This is a genomic window from Fodinibius saliphilus (genome assembly GCF_005869845.1).
GTDB lineage: Bacteria > Bacteroidota > Rhodothermia > Balneolales > Balneolaceae > Fodinibius > Fodinibius saliphilus.
Genome location: NZ_VAWF01000002.1, coordinates 206424 through 222876, shown reverse-complemented (window position 1 = coordinate 222876; position 16453 = coordinate 206424). Strand labels below are relative to the sequence as shown.

Annotated in this window: 10 protein-coding genes; 8 read left to right on the top strand and 2 right to left on the bottom strand. The window is 43.1% G+C overall.

What is annotated here, in order from left to right:
* The first annotated feature begins 53 nt into the window (after positions 1–53).
* The 8 genes from FCN14_RS09020 to FCN14_RS08985 all read left to right on the top strand — a co-directional run bounded on the left by FCN14_RS09020 (position 54) and on the right by FCN14_RS08985 (position 12730).
* Entirely contained in the window at positions 54–3434 is a 3381-nt protein-coding gene (locus tag FCN14_RS09020) for a SusC/RagA family TonB-linked outer membrane protein (RefSeq protein WP_138430951.1), read from the top strand.
* 33 nt (positions 3435–3467) lie between these two features.
* Positions 3468–5039 (top strand): RagB/SusD family nutrient uptake outer membrane protein, encoded by a 1572-nt coding sequence (locus tag FCN14_RS09015; protein ID WP_171032868.1) that lies wholly within the window; start codon positions 3468–3470, stop codon positions 5037–5039.
* A 51-nt stretch (positions 5040–5090) separates the two neighbouring features.
* Positions 5091–6536, top strand: a complete 1446-nt coding sequence (locus FCN14_RS09010) for a PKD domain-containing protein (RefSeq protein WP_171032867.1) — start codon at positions 5091–5093, stop codon at positions 6534–6536.
* A 100-nt stretch (positions 6537–6636) separates the two neighbouring features.
* Complete coding sequence (locus tag FCN14_RS09005; RefSeq protein ID WP_171032866.1) at positions 6637–7488, top strand: glycoside hydrolase family 16 protein; 852 nt, start codon at positions 6637–6639, stop codon at positions 7486–7488.
* A gap of 49 nt (positions 7489–7537) precedes the next feature.
* Positions 7538–8980, top strand: a complete 1443-nt coding sequence (locus FCN14_RS09000) for a sugar porter family MFS transporter (protein WP_138430947.1) — start codon at positions 7538–7540, stop codon at positions 8978–8980.
* Positions 8981–9244: 264 nt separating this feature from the next.
* The gene (locus FCN14_RS08995) at positions 9245–9568 is read left to right on the top strand and encodes a hypothetical protein (RefSeq protein WP_138430946.1); all 324 of its coding nucleotides are present in this window, start codon (positions 9245–9247) and stop codon (positions 9566–9568) included.
* Positions 9569–9973: 405 nt separating this feature from the next.
* On the top strand, positions 9974–10543 hold the full coding sequence (locus tag FCN14_RS08990; protein WP_138430945.1) for a DUF3124 domain-containing protein: 570 nt from the start codon (positions 9974–9976) through the stop codon (positions 10541–10543).
* A 177-nt stretch (positions 10544–10720) separates the two neighbouring features.
* Complete coding sequence (locus tag FCN14_RS08985) at positions 10721–12730, top strand: monovalent cation:proton antiporter family protein (protein ID WP_138430944.1); 2010 nt, start codon at positions 10721–10723, stop codon at positions 12728–12730.
* A gap of 105 nt (positions 12731–12835) precedes the next feature.
* Here FCN14_RS08985 and FCN14_RS08980 read toward each other — a convergent pair whose 3' ends face one another.
* Together FCN14_RS08980 and FCN14_RS08975 are read right to left on the bottom strand one after the other, a co-directional pair.
* Positions 12836–13324, bottom strand: coding sequence for a hypothetical protein (locus tag FCN14_RS08980; protein WP_138430943.1), 489 nt, complete (start codon positions 13322–13324; stop codon positions 12836–12838).
* 25 nt (positions 13325–13349) lie between these two features.
* On the bottom strand, positions 13350–16439 hold the full coding sequence (locus FCN14_RS08975) for an efflux RND transporter permease subunit (RefSeq protein WP_138430942.1): 3090 nt from the start codon (positions 16437–16439) through the stop codon (positions 13350–13352).
* Positions 16440–16453 lie beyond the last annotated feature (14 nt).

The following is a 16453-nucleotide window of genomic DNA, read 5'->3' as shown; positions in this document are numbered from 1 at the left end:
TGAGTGAGCTAGTTTTGCATAATTAATAAAGAACTCTAGAAAATTGTAATGATATGAAAACGAATAGATACCTTTTGTCAGTTCTGTTTATTGTACTGTGTGGTATTAATACAATGTGGGCTAAACAGGACACCCAATATGTTTCGAGTGAAAATATTGGCTTAAATTACGTTGCAGAGGAAAGAGTAGCATTAGAAACACGGCTTAACCAGCTTGAAGAGGAATATAATATTTCTTTTTTCTACAGTTCTAGTCTTATCTCGGGGAAGTTTAGTTCGGTAAAATCTAAAGCAGAACAAACATTACGACAAGAGATCAAGTCACTTCTTGCCCCTCATGGGTTAGTTTCATCATATCTGGACAAGCGGACCTTTGTTATTTCTGCTCAGCCTCTGGAAATGATATCTGCGACTAAAGCAGACACTGTAACGGGGACAGTGAGAAGTAGTGATGCCGGTGAACGGTTGCCCGGTGTTAACATAATGCTCAAGGGAACAACAAGGGGTACTTCCACAAATAATAATGGAGAGTATGCTCTCACTTCTGTTAGTGAAAATGATACATTGGTGGTTTCATTTCTCGGATTTCAGACACAGGAAATTCCAGTTCAGGGACGAAGAGTGATAGATGTAATGCTTGAAGAGTCGGTCCTGTCAACGGGCGATGAAATAGTTGTAGTAGGGTATGGTACTAAGAAAAGAAGCGAAATAACGGGATCGGTTTCTTCGGTAAGCAGCGAGGATATTGAAGAAGCACCGGTATTGCGCGTTGAACAGGCGCTCCAGGGTCGTAGTGCAGGTGTTTATGTTGCGAATCAGTCTGGCCAGCCGGGTGAAATGCCCACAGTGCGAATTCGAGGTGCGGGCACCACAGGAGATGCCAGCCCATTATATGTTGTAGATGGACAGCCTGTAAACGGTATTGATTATTTAAATCCTGGATCTATAGAATCTATGGAGGTATTAAAAGATGCAGCATCTGCTGCTATTTATGGGGCACGGGCTGCAAATGGGGTAGTACTAATTACTACAAAATCAGGACAAGCTGGAGAAACGAAAGTATCTTATGAGGGATATGCCGGTATCCAGAATGCGTGGAAGGAGATGAATGTGTTGAATGCCCAGCAATATATGATGATGATGAATGAAGGAGCAGCAAACGCAGGCTTAAGTATGCCATTTCCTGTTGGGCAAAATGTTTCGGGAGGTACCGACTGGCAGTCTGCTGTATTTAATGAGAATGCGCCGATGATGAATCATCAGGTAACGATTTCAGGGGGTAATGACAAAACAACTTATTCTTCTGGGTTATCCTATTTTTCTCAGGAAGGAATTGTGGGTGCAGAAAAGTCACAATTTGACCGCTATACACTTAATTTGAAGTTGGATAACGAAGTTAGTGAGGTATTTAAGTTTGGGAACAGCCTTAATTACAGCCGAATAGATCGTAAGGCAGTTCTGAGTAATAGTGAATGGGGATCTCCATTGAGTAATGCATTAAATATGGACCCGCTTACGCCCATCTATGAAACGGATGAGCAAGACTTGCAAAGTTACCCAGAACATGCTGTTCAAAATGACGGCCGTTACTACGGTATTTCAAACTATGTAACGCAGGAGATTGTCAATCCCTTAGCTCGCCTTGAAACTACGCATGGTAGTACACAAGTAGACAAACTGGTAAATAATTTATATGCCGAGTATGAAGTGCTTCCCAATTTAGTAGTAAAGAGTACTTTGGGTATTGACGCCGCTTTTGTGAAGAATGATAACTATAGTCCTGTGTATTATTTAAATGCAGCACAGAATAGTAGCAGCTCGCTTGTAAGTAAAACGGAGAGCCGATATTTCACATGGAACTTTGAAAATACGATTTCATACGAGCAGGATTTTGATAAACATAACATAAAGATGTTAGGTGGGGTTACTGCGCAGAAGGTTCATGGAGAAGATCTCTTTGGTTCTAAGGCGGGACTCTTAATGTCGGATCCGGAAAATGCATGGATTAATGTTGCTTCTGATGAAGAATCTATGCGTACAACAGGAGGAGCTTACAACGAAAAGTTACTCTCATATTTTGGTCGGGCTTCATACAACTTTGATGAAAAATATCTTTTAACGGGGATTGTAAGGGTTGATGGATCCTCCAAGTTTGGACCGGATAATCGATATGCTGTTTTCCCCTCGGTTTCTGCTGGATGGGTAGCTAGTAATGAGCGTTTTATGGAGGAGATGGAGATCATAAATCTATTGAAGCTACGTGCTTCATGGGGGCAGAATGGAAATCAGAACATAGGTAATTTTGCCTATACCTCCACTATTGCAGCTGGTAACGGATATACCTTTGGTGCAGACGAAAAGTTTGTTACAGGTTCAGTGCCGGCAAGGATATCAAATCCAGGGTTGAAGTGGGAAACTTCGGAGCAGTTTAATATTGGAATTGATCTTGGCCTCTTTGATGATAAGGTGATGATTACTTCTGACTACTATCTCAAAGAAACAAAAGGTCTATTAGTCGAAGCTCCAATACTTGGACATGTAGGTGCTAATCCTCCAATTGTTAATGGTGGAAGTGTCCAAAATGAGGGGGTCGAACTTAGTGTTACCTATCGAAACTATGGCGAGGAGTTTAGCTATAGTATAGGTGCTAATGTTGCTTTCAACCAGAATGAAGTGACTCATATCGGGAATGCCGAAGGAGTGATAACCGGTGCTGGCTTTTCAACCTTTGGTATTGTCAGTCGGGCTGAAGAAGGGTACCCAATCGGTTATTTCTGGGGGTATGAGACCGATGGAATCTTCCAAAACCAACAGGAGATTAATAATTATTCAAAAAATGGTACTCCTATCCAAGGGAATGCCGTACCCGGAGATGTGCGTTTCCGAGATCTGAATGGTGATGGAGTTATCAATGATGCCGATCGGACCATGATTGGGAATCCAACGCCTGATGCTACTTATGGAATCAACCTGGGGGCAGACTATAAAGAGTTCGATATTTCAATATTCATGCAGGGGACTATTGGTAATGATATTTTCAATGCTACTCGCAGACATGATCTGAAAATGACAAACATGCCGGTAAAGTATCTTAATCGTTGGAATGGTGAAGGTACTTCTAATGAGATGCCGCGTTTCTCCTGGAATGATAGCAATCAAAACTGGACCAGGATTTCGGATCTATATGTTGAAGATGGTTCTTACTTGCGAATAAAAAATGTGCAGGTAGGATACAATCTGCCTAGCCAATTACTACAGAAGGTCGGGCTTTCTAAAACCCGTGTGTATGTATCTGCTGATAACCTGTACACCCTTACCAGTTATAGTGGCTTCGATCCGGAAATAGGTGCTTCTTCTCCATTGAATGTTGGTATAGACCGGGGAGTTTATCCTCAGGCCAGAAGCTATCGTATCGGTTTCAATATTAATTTCTAAAGGTATTTTCACCCTATTAAAACAACTATGATTATGAATAATCTAAATATAATACGAGCTACCCTAGTTGTGACAATACTCTTGATGATGGCTGGGTGTGACAACTTTTTGTCAGAACAACCTCTTGATCAACGTGTTGAATCAAACTTTTATGAAACGGAGAGTGATGCTCAGGAAGCACTGGTTGCAATATATGATGTACTGCAATGGAATACAGTTAACGGATTCCATGTGCCAGAGATGTTATCCGATATAGCATCAGATGATGCCTTTGCGGGAGGGGCAAGCAGTAGTGATGCCCCCAATATTATTGAAGTAGATAAACATAATATTCGGACTACTAACGGGGAGGTACACGGATTATGGCAAAAATATTATACGGGAATCTACAGGGCTAATAAATTTTTGCAGCAGATCCCTAATATTACTGCTGATACAACTTTTATAGAGCGAACAACAGCAGAAGCCAAGTTTTTACGAGCCTATTATTATTTCGACCTAGTTCGATTTTATGAGAATGTGCCTCTTATAACAGAACCTTTAGAAGATCCGAGTAAATTTAATCAGCCTCAGGCTGCACCTGCTGATGTATATAGCCAAATTGGGAAAGATCTTTTGGAGGCAATTCCGAATCTTCCAGAAAGTGTTAGCACAAAGGGGCGTGTAACAAAGTGGGCAGGACAGTCATTATTAACTCGGGTATATTTATTTTATAAAGGGGTATATGGAAGCGATTTGCCTGCTGGTGATCAGTCGGTGGACCGAACAAAAGCTATCCAGGCAATTGAAGATGTGATTACGAATAGTGGTCATGATCTGATGAATAATTACGAAGACCTGTTTAAGCCAGAATCTGAATTTAGTATTGAGTCGGTTTTCGAGATCTCCTATTCGGATTCACGTCCTTGGTGGGACTGGGGGTATATACAGGGTGGAGAAGGAAATATGGCTCCCCAGATGCAGGGGCCTCGTGTTAAGCAACCTGGTCAAGAAGATTACTTGCTTGGTTGGAGCTTTTCTCCGGTCACCCAAGAACTGATTGATGCATTTGATTCTTCGGATCCGCGTTTAGAAGCAACGGTACTTTTTGAAGATGAGCTGAATGAAGGGTTAACAGTTGGTTATCAACACACCGGTAATTTCACTCAGAAGTATACTACTCACAAATCGTATGCTCGTGAGGAAGGAAACGGTCAGCTAGAGTTAAACTGGGGGAACAATTATCGGGTGATTCGATATGCCGATGTGCTTTTGATGGCTGCAGAGCTTCATGTGAAGGCTGGCAATAATGGAAAGGCCCAGGGATATCTCGACGAGGTTCGAAACAGAGTAGGTATGGGATCAGTTACTGCAACTCTCGAAAATATCTACAAAGAACGACGCCTGGAACTGGCGCTGGAGGGTCAGCGATATTGGGATCTGCAGCGGCGAGGAGAAGATGTTGCTGCACAACACATCAGTGTCTCTGGGAAAAAAGATGGATATGTTGGCGATGAAAAGCACTTTGTTGTCAAATATGACAAGTCTCGAAAGGGCTTTTTCCCTATCCCCCAAAGTGAGATTGATATTTCCAATGGAAAGCTAGACCAGAATGACGGTTACTAGTAACAGTCTACCGATAACGAAATTAAATAAAAGAACTAAATGAGGAATACTATGATCAAACAAGATAAACTTTACTGGATCATTCCGGTGCTGTTACTATTGGTGTCAGCATGTGAGCCACAGGTGACCTCAGCCCCGGATTTGGGAAACGCTCCGAAGTCAGAGGATGTTACTTTTGAATCTACACCTAATTCTGAAAATCCTAATGTTGTAACCTTCACCAGTACTACAGAAGGCTTTAAATTTCTCTGGGATTTTGGAAATGGATCAACAGCAGAGGGAAAAGAAGTGCAGGGAGAATTTCCGTTAAAAGGGGAATATACCGTAACACTTACGGCCTTTACTGAGGCGGGTCAGGCTTTGAATACTAAAAAGGTTGAAATTGCGCAGACCAATTATGCAATGCTTGATGACCCCAACTTGAATATGCTTACCGGGGGAATAGATGCCACAAATGGTAAGACTTGGGTTGTTGACAGTACTCAGTTTGGCCATATGGGGCTTGGTTCAATAGATCATTTTGCACCACAATGGTGGCAGGCAGCCCCAGAAGCTAAAGCTAATTCAGGTCTTTATAATGACCGTTACACATTCAAGTTGGAGGGATTCTCCTATGAGATGGAAACTAATGGAGATGTGTTTTTAAATTCGGCGTATGGTGATGAGTTTGAGAATACTACAGTACCCCCCTCCGGTGCTGATCTGATGGCACCCTGGACTGCTCCGGCTGATCAAACATTTAACCTCATAGAGGCAGCGAATGGTGATCTAACACTAAAAGTATCTAGTCCTACATTTATAGGTTTCTATGCTGGAACACAAACATACCAAATACTGGAGTTAACAGAGAATACGATGAAGATCAGGTATGAAGATACTAAGAATGGTTTTTCTTGGTACCATAGTTTGATTACAGAAGGGTATGAACACCCGATAGAACCATTGCCTTATAAATCTGAAGAATTGACGGATAATTTTGATGAGGAAGGAAACGTAAATTGGACGAAAGATCAGATAGCAAATTTTGTTGAAGGATATGATAACCCTGCGCCCGTAGGCGTGAATACCTCTGCTAAAGTTGCTAAATATAAAAAGGGCGAAGCACAATGGGATAACGTTTATATAGATCTGGGTTATGAATTGAATCTCAATGAGCGAAGCACTGTCAAATTAAAAGCATATTTCCCATCATATAATGATTATGTAACGGAGGATCCGAATGCTCCTGACTGGGCGCCCAATAAATCGTTGGATATGCAGGTAGAGGTAAAATTACATAATGTTTCCGGTGCTACGGGGCTGGGCGGTAATGCATGGCAAACACAAGAAACGGTGATAAAACAGGTAGCAGACACGGATACGTGGGTAGAGTTAGAATTCGATTTCAGTAGTGTTAGTGATCGAGAAGACTTTGACCGTATCGTTATTCAACTTGGGGGAGAGGGGCACTCTATGCCAGGACTCTTTTTCATAGATGATTTTCAGTTAATCGAGTAACTATTTGTGGTGGGAAGGTGGTTCGTGCTTTCCCGCCACCTTTTTTTATAATGTGTTATTAGAACCTGTGACAGGTCCCAATTGTTAAATGACTATAATTTTGAAACACTTTTTAACTGTTCTATTACTGCTGGCTACTGTTACCTTTTGTGCATCTGATAATCCCGGAAATAGTTTTGATTACGATGAAGAGGTACCCCCAGGCGACTCTACCCAAAGTGGGGAATTAATCTGGTCGGATGAGTTTAATACCGGAACAACGCCCAATAGTAATTATTGGACATATGATATTGGGCATGGTAGTAGCGGATGGGGAAATAACGAAGTACAATATTATACTGATCAGTCTAAAAATGTACGTCTTGAAGACGGGAAGCTTATTATTGAAGCGTTGAAAGAAAACGGTGACTGGACGTCAGCTCGTATTAAAACGCAGGAGTTAAAAACATTTGAACATGTTACTGTTAAGGCACGGGCAAAATTGCCTAAAGGTTCGGGAACCTGGCCTGCCATCTGGATGTTGGGTGCTGATATTACAGAAGTGGGATGGCCGGCCTGCGGAGAGATAGATATTATGGAACACGTTGGGAAAGATCCGGGGGTAGTGCACAGTGCTCTCCATACGCCCTCAAGTCATGGCAATACCCAAAATACGGGAGAAAAAGCGGTGAATGATTTTAATAGTGCCTTCCATATTTACGAAGTTGAGTGGACTTCAAAGAAAATGACATTTAAAATTGACGGTGAAGAGTTCTACAGTTATTCCCCTTCCATAAAGGATGATCAAACCTGGCCATATAATGATGAATTCTTCATTATCATGAATATAGCTATGGGTGGAAATTGGGGAAGTGATCCGCAGTATGAAACTGATGGCTTAAAAAACGGTATTGATCCTAATATCAGCAAAGCCCGGATGGAAGTAGACTATATCCGTGTTTATAAAAATTAAGAACTGATTCCTTACATCTTCAATATTAACTACAGACAGTGATTGTTCAATGGGGAAAGACTATAACTTAAGCCGGGTTTTCCTAATGTCATTAGCCGCTGCCTTAGGTGGCTTTCTTTTTGGATTCGACAGTGGTGTTATTAACGGAACGGTAGACGCCCTTCAGTTAGCATTTGGGTCAGATTCTGTAGGAACCGGTTTTAATGTGGCTTCAGTCTTGTTAGGTAGTATGGTAGGGGCTTTCTTTGCCGGAAATTTGGCTGATAAATTTGGTCGGAAGCCCATTATGATATCAACGGCTGTAGCATTTATCATAAGTGCCTGGGGATCGGGTATGTCGGGCGGGTCTTTGGAATTTGTTATCTATCGTATTGTAGGGGGTATGGCCATGGGTGCAGCCAGCATTTTGGCGCCCGCCTATATTAGTGAGATTGCCCCATCAAAAATTCGGGGTCGCCTGGCTACCATGCAGCAGCTGATGATTGTAGTAGGACTATTTATGGCATTTATGAGTAATTACTGGCTGGCCGGAATGTCAGGTGGGGCTTCAGAACTATTGTGGGGAGGATTTGAAACTTGGCAATGGATGTTCTGGGCTGAAATTGTTCCCGCCTCTGTATTTCTTATTTCGCTGCTTGCCATCCCTGAGTCGCCCCGTTACCTGGTGGCGGCTGGAAAAGATGAGAAAGCCAGTCGGATATTGGAAAAGATCTCTCCTCTGGCTGATATCAAAGCCAAAGTTGCTGAGATAAAATCTACCCTAGAAGACGGGATGAAACCCAAATTGGGCAATATTATTAGTCGCTATACGGGCAAGGTGCATCTGTTGGTTTGGGTGGGACTTGGGCTGGCTGTATTACAGCAGTTTACCGGTATTAATGTCATTTTCTATTATGGGGCCACACTCTGGAAATCAGCCGGTTTTACAGAAGCTGATGCCCTGCTGCAAAACGTGATTAGCGGGAGTGTTAATATATTTTTCACTTTTGTAGCTATTATGCTGATTGATAAAGTAGGCCGTAAACCGTTATTGTTGGTAGGTGCACTGGGGCAGGCTGTGATGTTAGGAGTCTTGGCTTACATTTTCAGTGCTGCCCCCAGCAGTAGTGCTGATGCACTCGTACTGAATTCTACACAAGGGGTATTAGCACTGTTAGCAGCAAATGCATATATCGCTTTTTTCGCCTTCTCATGGGGGCCAGTGATGTGGGTGATGCTCGGAGAGATGTTTCCCAATCATTATCGGGGAGCGGCTCTTGCCTTATGTGGGATGGCTCAATGGGGAGCTAATTTCATTATTACAATGAGTTTCCCTGTTATGCTCTCAACCCTGGGGCTTGGGATATCATACGGTATCTATGCCCTTTTTGGGGTAATAGCCTATTTCTTTGTTAAAGTTTTTGTAAATGAAACCAAAGGAATGTCTTTAGAAGATATCTCCAAAGAAGAGGCTCGGCGCGAGGAAGATGCAAGAGCAAATTTGGCTACGTAAAAAGGCCTTCCCAAATAGCACTTGAAGTAATTAATATCCTCCTTTTTACGAGTACATATCCAGTTTTTTATTGTGAAACTGCTCTATTAGGCATATTCTCAGAGAGAAAAAATTAAATTGTAAGGATTCGCTTTTTCAAGGGTCTTACATGTTGTTCTGAAAAAAATAATCATATTTAGAATTTTCGTGCGTTGGATAACCTGTCTTTATTGAAATAATAACGGTATATTCTACTGCTTTTTTTTAAAAATGAGACTGACTACCATGAGTGAAAGCGCTATGCCTACCAAGCGGGACCTAATGAAATTACGATTTGAAGTTATTAGTGACGATGAAAATATAAATCGACCTCTGTGTCAGGGTGACTATCGAGATGTAGTGACCTATCTAAAGAAAAGAGATGTGGACGGTTTGAATGTTATTGCTGTGGATATCGACAGTTGGAGCAGCATGGACCCCATTTCTGCGAAAGAGTTTTTAAAGTGGTACGAGTTGATAGTAATACCTCAGTTTAAAGAAGCTACATATACGAAAGAGGTAGAGATCTATTTTCCTAGCCAACAACTGGAGCTTGCCAAGGAAGTATAAGATAATAGCCTATTGCAGGAGAGTTTTGATCATCTTACATCTGAGTACGTCTTAAATAGTTCGGCCTGGTAAAAGGAGTACGGGATAAGTATTTCCTTTCTATAATTCTTCTCATTTATCGCTCTGTAACTGTATCAGCCAACGAGATACTCTTTCGTTTACAGGTTTCACCCTACCTAGCAGTTTATAAGATGGTAACATTTTTCGCTGGTTGAAAAGTACAAGATGTTGTTATTTTGATGCCTCGATGTTAATTCGCAATTCTATACATTCACTTCATATTTAAGAATCAAATGCTGTATAAGTAATAGTTGTATCCGATTTTAATGGTAAGATTATAAATTGATTGTTGTTTTAGATGAATGGTAGGATATTTTTTGTAACTTGATAAGAAAGAGAAAATTTATGGATAAAATATTTGGGATAGATAAAATAAAAAGTATCAGTCTGGTCTTGGGATTCGCTGTTTTCTTTCTGTCATGTGGTGAAACCGACAAGCCGGACATGTCAAGGGCTCAGACAGACTCAGTTTTCATCGATTCACTTAAACAATTTATTTCATACAGTTCTGATGCCCTTTTGGGTGGTACGGTTTATGTGCCGGTATACTCTCACATATATCAGCGAAACCGGAGTAGAACATTTAATCTAACAGCCACCCTAAGCATTCGAAATACGGATTTGAATTCCTCTCTTACTATCAGCAAGGTGTATTATTATGATTCGGATGGGAATTTGATTCATAAATACCTTGAGGAGCCTCGAATAATAAATCCCTTGTCCTCAACATCTTTTGTGGTTGAAGAAAAAGACTTACGAGGTGGTGTTGGAGCTAACTTTTTGATTATTTGGGAGGCAAAAAAAGATGTAAATAAACCAATTTTTGAAGCGGTTATGATCAGCACTGCCCAAAACCAAGGTATTTCGTTTGTCAGTGTGGGACGTGCGATTCATTCTCTAAACCGTTCTGAGTGATACCATTGTCAAAACTATATGAGTGTCTGAAAATTATCTTATCTATTTAGATAAAAAGAGTACAACAAGAGCGTGTTCCATTTGTCAGTAAAGAAAAAACAAGATGCAGTATGTTTCTAGTTAGAAACATAAAGGTTCAATGTTTTAAGGTATCTTTTAAAAATTTAAGTTTTCAAAATGGTTTTATCGGTAGCACTTCCCTTTTTAAATGAACTCGTCGCGTTATTCTTAGTAAGTGTTGTTATCGCTTATCTTTGTTATCGCCTAAAATTGGTTCCTATTGTCGGCTTTCTGATTGCAGGCGTAATTATTGGACCTAATGCATTGGGACTGGTGTATGAACAAGGGCTGGTTGATATGCTGGCCGAGATCGGGGTTATCCTTCTGCTGTTTACAATCGGTATCGAATTTAGTCTGGAAAAGCTAAATCGCATCAGAAAAGCGATTTTGGTTGGCGGCGGTCTACAAGTGACAGTAACTACTTTTGCCGTAGTAGGTTTTCTTGCTGCCTTTGGAGTGTCTTTGGATACGGCTATTTATACAGGTTTTTTAGTAGCACTCAGTAGTACAGCCATTGTGTTAGGCTTATTTACACAACGTGGTGAAACCGACACTCCGGTTGGTCAGCTTTCGCTGGCTGTACTTATTTTCCAGGATCTGGCTATTATTGTGATGGTACTATTGGTTCCCATCTTGGCTGGTCAGTCAAAATCTGCTATTGATGTAGTTTGGATACTGGGTAAGGCGGTCTTGCTGATTACCGGTGTCATTATTCTGGCCCGACGCATTGTACCGTGGATCTTGGAGAAAGTGGCTCAAACACGAAGGCAGGAACTGTTCCTTCTTACGGTAGTAGCGATCTGCTTTGGGACGGCTGCACTTACCAGTATGGCTAATGTGAGTCTTGCACTAGGGGCTTTTATGGCCGGATTAGTTGTTAGTGAAAGTCATTTCAGCGAGCAAGCATTGAGCGAAATTTTACCACTCCGTACGATATTTAATGCCGTATTCTTTGTTTCAGTCGGAATGTTATTGGATTTACAATATGTTATTGAGCACCCTTTACTATTATTGGGTACAGCCGCGGTGGTAATTCTACTTAAGCTGCTTGTCACCTCCACTAGTTTGATTATACTCGGTTATCCGGTTCGTATTGCCGCTGCCGCAGGACTCGCCCTGGCACAAATAGGTGAATTTTCTTTTGTATTGGAACGTGCTGGACGAATGGCGGGCATTACTCCTGCAGGAGTGGGAGAAATTGGGTCCCAAACGTTTATCGCCGTTTCGGTTTTGCTGATGATCTTAACTCCATTTTTATTGGAGTCGGGCCCCGGGCTTGGTAGTCTGTTGGCTAAGACCCCGCTAAAAAAACTGGGACAAGATACGGGTAAGTTAGGGGCTGACGAGCATCTTGACTTTGAGGATCATGTCATCATTGTGGGGTATGGTCCCGCCGGGCGGCATCTGGAGCAAGTACTGCACAATACTGGTATTCCGTATATGATTATCGAGATGAATCCCGAATCGGTTAAAGAAATGCACCAGAATGATATACCTGCCATTTATGGAGATGCGAGTCGTGGTCATATTCTTGATAGGGCGGGGATCTCAAAAGCAAAGTTATGCGTTATTGCTACGAACGATCCTTCTGCCAGCCGGCGTATTGTTAAGGTTGCTCGGCATAAAAATCCTACGCTGCAGCTTATTGTGCGCACCCGTTATCTCTCTGAGGTTGGGCAACTTGAGGAGATGGGCGCCGATATTGTCATCCCCGAAGAAATGGAAACCACCGTTCGTATTTTTTCTCAAGTGTTAGGTGCGTATATGATACCGCAGGATGAAATTGAAGACCACATACGAACATTGCGTGCCGACGATTATGAAATACTGCGGGGCAGCGTGCAAGAGGCACATTTGATGGTATTACAGGGATTAGATGAAGAGGGGTTACATACTCGCGCAGTGGCTGTTCGCGAAGGGGCTTCGGTAGTCGGCAAAACACTTCAGGAACTACAACTGCGAAATAAATATAACTTAACGGTATTGACCATACGCAGGGATGGTCGAATGATAGGGAATCCGGCGGGAGATTTTAAAGTACAACCCGGAGATCGTTTGGTAATGGTAGGATCGGCAGATCAGTTTACGCACTGTGCAGATCTGTTTCGTGCCTCACGGGGAGATTAAGTTTCTTTTTCTAATTATAGCAAATATATAGGTATTGCTCTTTTTATAAGAAATTGAAATTATGAGTTAAGGACTTCATAATTTATTCAATGTTGAATAACTAAATTAATTGTCGATTTCAGAGTCTTCAATTGATTGTTCAATTTTAATGGTGTCATGTGCCTCGGGATGACGAATTTTTCCTCCTTGATAGGCAGTATATATAAGTGCGCCTAGAGAAGCCGTAGTCGCAACCAACAGAATGCCTATCAGAACATTTTTATAGCGGATATTATAATTCACAACAACTAAATTTATCAACGCAAGCCCGCCGGTTACCATTGAAAGCCACATGGCCACCTCGGCCGCTTCTTCGTGATTGTGAATGGCATCATGGGATATGGTAGCTACATAATCTTCGACAATTTCTTCGGCTCCTTCGCCGGTTTCGATTGCTATATAGCTCGTAATGGCACCGAGAACAAGCAGTACCATTGCAATTTTCTGGATTGACTCCTGTTTTTTCAATATTCCCCATCCCAGAATAACCAGCCCAAAGAGCATACTGAAAATAGGGAAATGGTTGATGACCAAATGTAAATATGCATCGTTCATAACAGATACCTCACCTTATATTTGATTAAAATGCATCATTTTTGATAACTAGCTCTTTCCCTTTCTCCATCCAGTGATAGATTGTTGGAAGAACCAGCAGAGTAAGCAATGTTGCTGTTACCAATCCACCTATAACCACCGAGGCGAGCGGGCGCTGGACTTCTGAGCCAGGCCCGACATTAAATGCCATTGGAATGAATCCAAGGCTGGCTACCAGGGCCGTCATCAATACCGGTCGCAATCGGTCACTGGCTCCCTTAATAACTGCTGTACGCAAACCAGCACCCTCTTTGCGCATGTCATTGAGATGGGCAACCAGTACAATACCGTTGAGTACTGCTACCCCAAACAGCGCAACAAAGCCAATGCTGGCCGAGACGGACAGATACAGCCCGCGTAGCCACAGGATGAAAATCCCCCCGGAGAGCGCCAGCGGGAGATTCAAAAATATCAGCATCGTAAAGCGTAGTTTGCCAAACATCATATAGAGTAGCCCAATAATAATCAGTAACGAAATGGGTACTACAATCAGCAGGTGATTCATTGCGCGCTGTTGATCTTCAAAGGATCCGCCATACTGAATAAAATATCCGGCCGGAATATCCACTTTTTCATTAATCGCCTCGCGAAGGTTGGAGACATAGCTGCCCACATCTATTCCCGATATATTGATTCCCAATATGGCACGCCGCCAGCCATTTTCGCGGGAAATCTGACGCGGTCCCTCCTCGGCATAAATTTCGGCCACTTCTTTGAGTGGGATATATCCTCCGTTAGGCAGCTGTAGCGGCACATCCATGATGTCCTGGAAGTCACTCCGCAAATTTTCGGGTAGCCTTACGTTGATATTAAACCTTCGCTGACCTTCAAAAATTTGACCGGCCTCACTTCCGCCAATGCCGGTTTCAATTACATTCTGTACATCATTTACATTGAGCCCGTACGAGGCTACTGCTTCGCGATCAATCTGGATATTATAATACGGCTGACCGCTGCTTTGCTCCAGCAGGAAGTTGTCGGTCCCTTCCAGATCATTGAGAATGCCGGAAATTCTACGTCCCACAGCGTTCAGGGTATCCAGCTCTTCGCCAAACACCTTGACTGCAATATCCGATTTCACGCCGCTGGTTAGTTCATCCACACGCATGGCAATAGGCTGGGTAAAGTTGTAGGAGAGGCCGGGCTCCGTTTCCAGGTAGGGCCTGATGTCATCGATAATGTCTTCTTTGCTCATCCCCTCACGCCACTGTTCCCGGGGATGCAAAATCACCCAGACATCCGTCTGGTGAACCCCCATCCAGTCGTTGGCAAGATCGGAGCGACCCGTTTTGGGAACCACGGTCTTAATTTCCGGGATGTTATCTGTGAGCTTGCCGCCTAGCCAGTTGGCGTTCTGTACTGATTCATCGAGTGTGACCGATGGCATACGCACCTGCTCAATCAGGATTGACCCCTCGTCAAGTTCGGGTAAAAACTGCGTACCCAGAAACGGCATAAGTGCCATTGAGATTCCAAAGACCACCACCGCCGTGCCAATGGTGACCACTTTTTTATCCAGGCTCTTTTCAAGAAAGTTTTCATAGCGGGGTTTCAGCCAGTTGGTGACATAGTTTTTGCGCGTTTTAACGCCGTTGCGAAACACCAGGGCCGAGATAGCAGGCACGTATACCAGTGCTAAAATAAGGGATCCGAAGACAGCCGCACCGACCGTTATGGCCATGGGGCGATATAAAATCCCCTCCATACCGGAGAAGGTCATCACCGGCACGTACACCATCAGAATAATTAATACGCCAAAGAAAATGGGACGGGCCACTTCGTGGGCGGCCTCCCGGATGATCACCAGCTTTGATTTCTTCGATTTATCGCTGTTCAGTTTCTCTACAATATTCTCCACCATCACAACCGAGCCGTCCACGACCATCCCAAAGTCGATAGCTCCCAGGCTCATCAGGTTGGCTGCCAACCCCAGCTGGTCCATACCGATGAAGGCAAACAGCATCGACAACGGAATTACGGCTGCCACAATAATTGCTCCCGTAATTTCACCGAGTAACAACAGCAGCACGGCAATGACAAAAAACCCTCCTTCCACTAGGTTGGTGACAATGGTATCGGTGGTACGATCAATCAGGTCGGACTGATCGTAAAATTTTTCAATCGTTACTCCTTCAGGCAGGCTTTGGTTCACCTCCGCTATTTTCTCATCCATCCGCTGAATGACTTCGCGGCCATTGGCACCCCTGAGCATCATCACAATGCCGGTAACAATCTCACCGTCACCGTCTTTTGTTACAGCACCTTGACGCAGCTGCCGACCGATGCTCACATCCGCCACATCTTTGACGTAGACCGGGCGATCCTCAATCCGTTTTACTATAATATTCTCGATATTCTTGGTGTCTGAAATCTGACCAAAACCCCGAACAATGTACTGCTCTCGGTTATGCTCAAGGTAATTCCCTCCGGAAACGCTATTATTATTTTTGATGGCATCAGTTAAATCCTTCAGCCCAATCCCAAAATTTCGAAGCTTATCGGGATTGACGGCTACCTCAAACTGTTTGACGAAGCCACCGAAGGAGTTAATTTCTGTCACTCCCTCTACCGTTTTAAGCTGGGGAGCAATAAGCCAGTCCTGTATAGTACGAAGCTCAGTCAGTGAGTGGTTCTTTCCGCGAACCACATACTGTACAATTTCACCCATCGCTGTAGAAATGGGGCCCAGGTTGGGAGTAGAGACGCCTTCCGGCAGCTCCTCGGCTATACTCTGTACGCGCTGACTCACCTGCTGGCGTGCAAAGTAGATATCTGTACCCTCTTCAAAGAGCACCGTTACCGCCGAGAGTCCAAACTGAGAAATCGATCGCACCTCCTTCACATTCGGCAATCCGTTCATCGAGGTTTCGATGGGATAACTCACCAAACGCTCTACGTCATAGGGAGAATACTGGCCTGCTTTGGTAATAACCAGAACCTGCACCGGGGTTACATCAGGCTGAGAATTTATTGGAATATCAGTTAGCGAAAAAATACCACCGGCCGCCATTAATACCACCAGCGACAGTGCTACAAATTTCTGCTTCAGACTAAAATCAATAATGCTCTTTAACATGGCAGATATAGCTA

What these genes read in the sequence shown, in the direction of transcription:
- FCN14_RS09020 (WP_138430951.1), top strand. Translation starts at nt 54, where the DNA reads ATGAAAACGAATAGATACCTTTTGTCAGTTCTGTTTATTGTACTGTGT.
- FCN14_RS09015 (WP_171032868.1), top strand. Translation starts at nt 3,468, where the DNA reads ATGAATAATCTAAATATAATACGAGCTACCCTAGTTGTGACAATACTC.
- FCN14_RS09010 (WP_171032867.1), top strand. Translation starts at nt 5,091, where the DNA reads ATGATCAAACAAGATAAACTTTACTGGATCATTCCGGTGCTGTTACTA.
- FCN14_RS09000 (WP_138430947.1), top strand. Translation starts at nt 7,538, where the DNA reads ATGGGGAAAGACTATAACTTAAGCCGGGTTTTCCTAATGTCATTAGCC.
- FCN14_RS08995 (WP_138430946.1), top strand. Translation starts at nt 9,245, where the DNA reads ATGAGTGAAAGCGCTATGCCTACCAAGCGGGACCTAATGAAATTACGA.
- FCN14_RS08990 (WP_138430945.1), top strand. Translation starts at nt 9,974, where the DNA reads ATGGATAAAATATTTGGGATAGATAAAATAAAAAGTATCAGTCTGGTC.
- FCN14_RS08985 (WP_138430944.1), top strand. Translation starts at nt 10,721, where the DNA reads ATGGTTTTATCGGTAGCACTTCCCTTTTTAAATGAACTCGTCGCGTTA.
- FCN14_RS08980 (WP_138430943.1), bottom strand. Translation starts at nt 13,324, where the DNA reads ATGAACGATGCATATTTACATTTGGTCATCAACCATTTCCCTATTTTC.
- FCN14_RS08975 (WP_138430942.1), bottom strand. Translation starts at nt 16,439, where the DNA reads ATGTTAAAGAGCATTATTGATTTTAGTCTGAAGCAGAAATTTGTAGCA.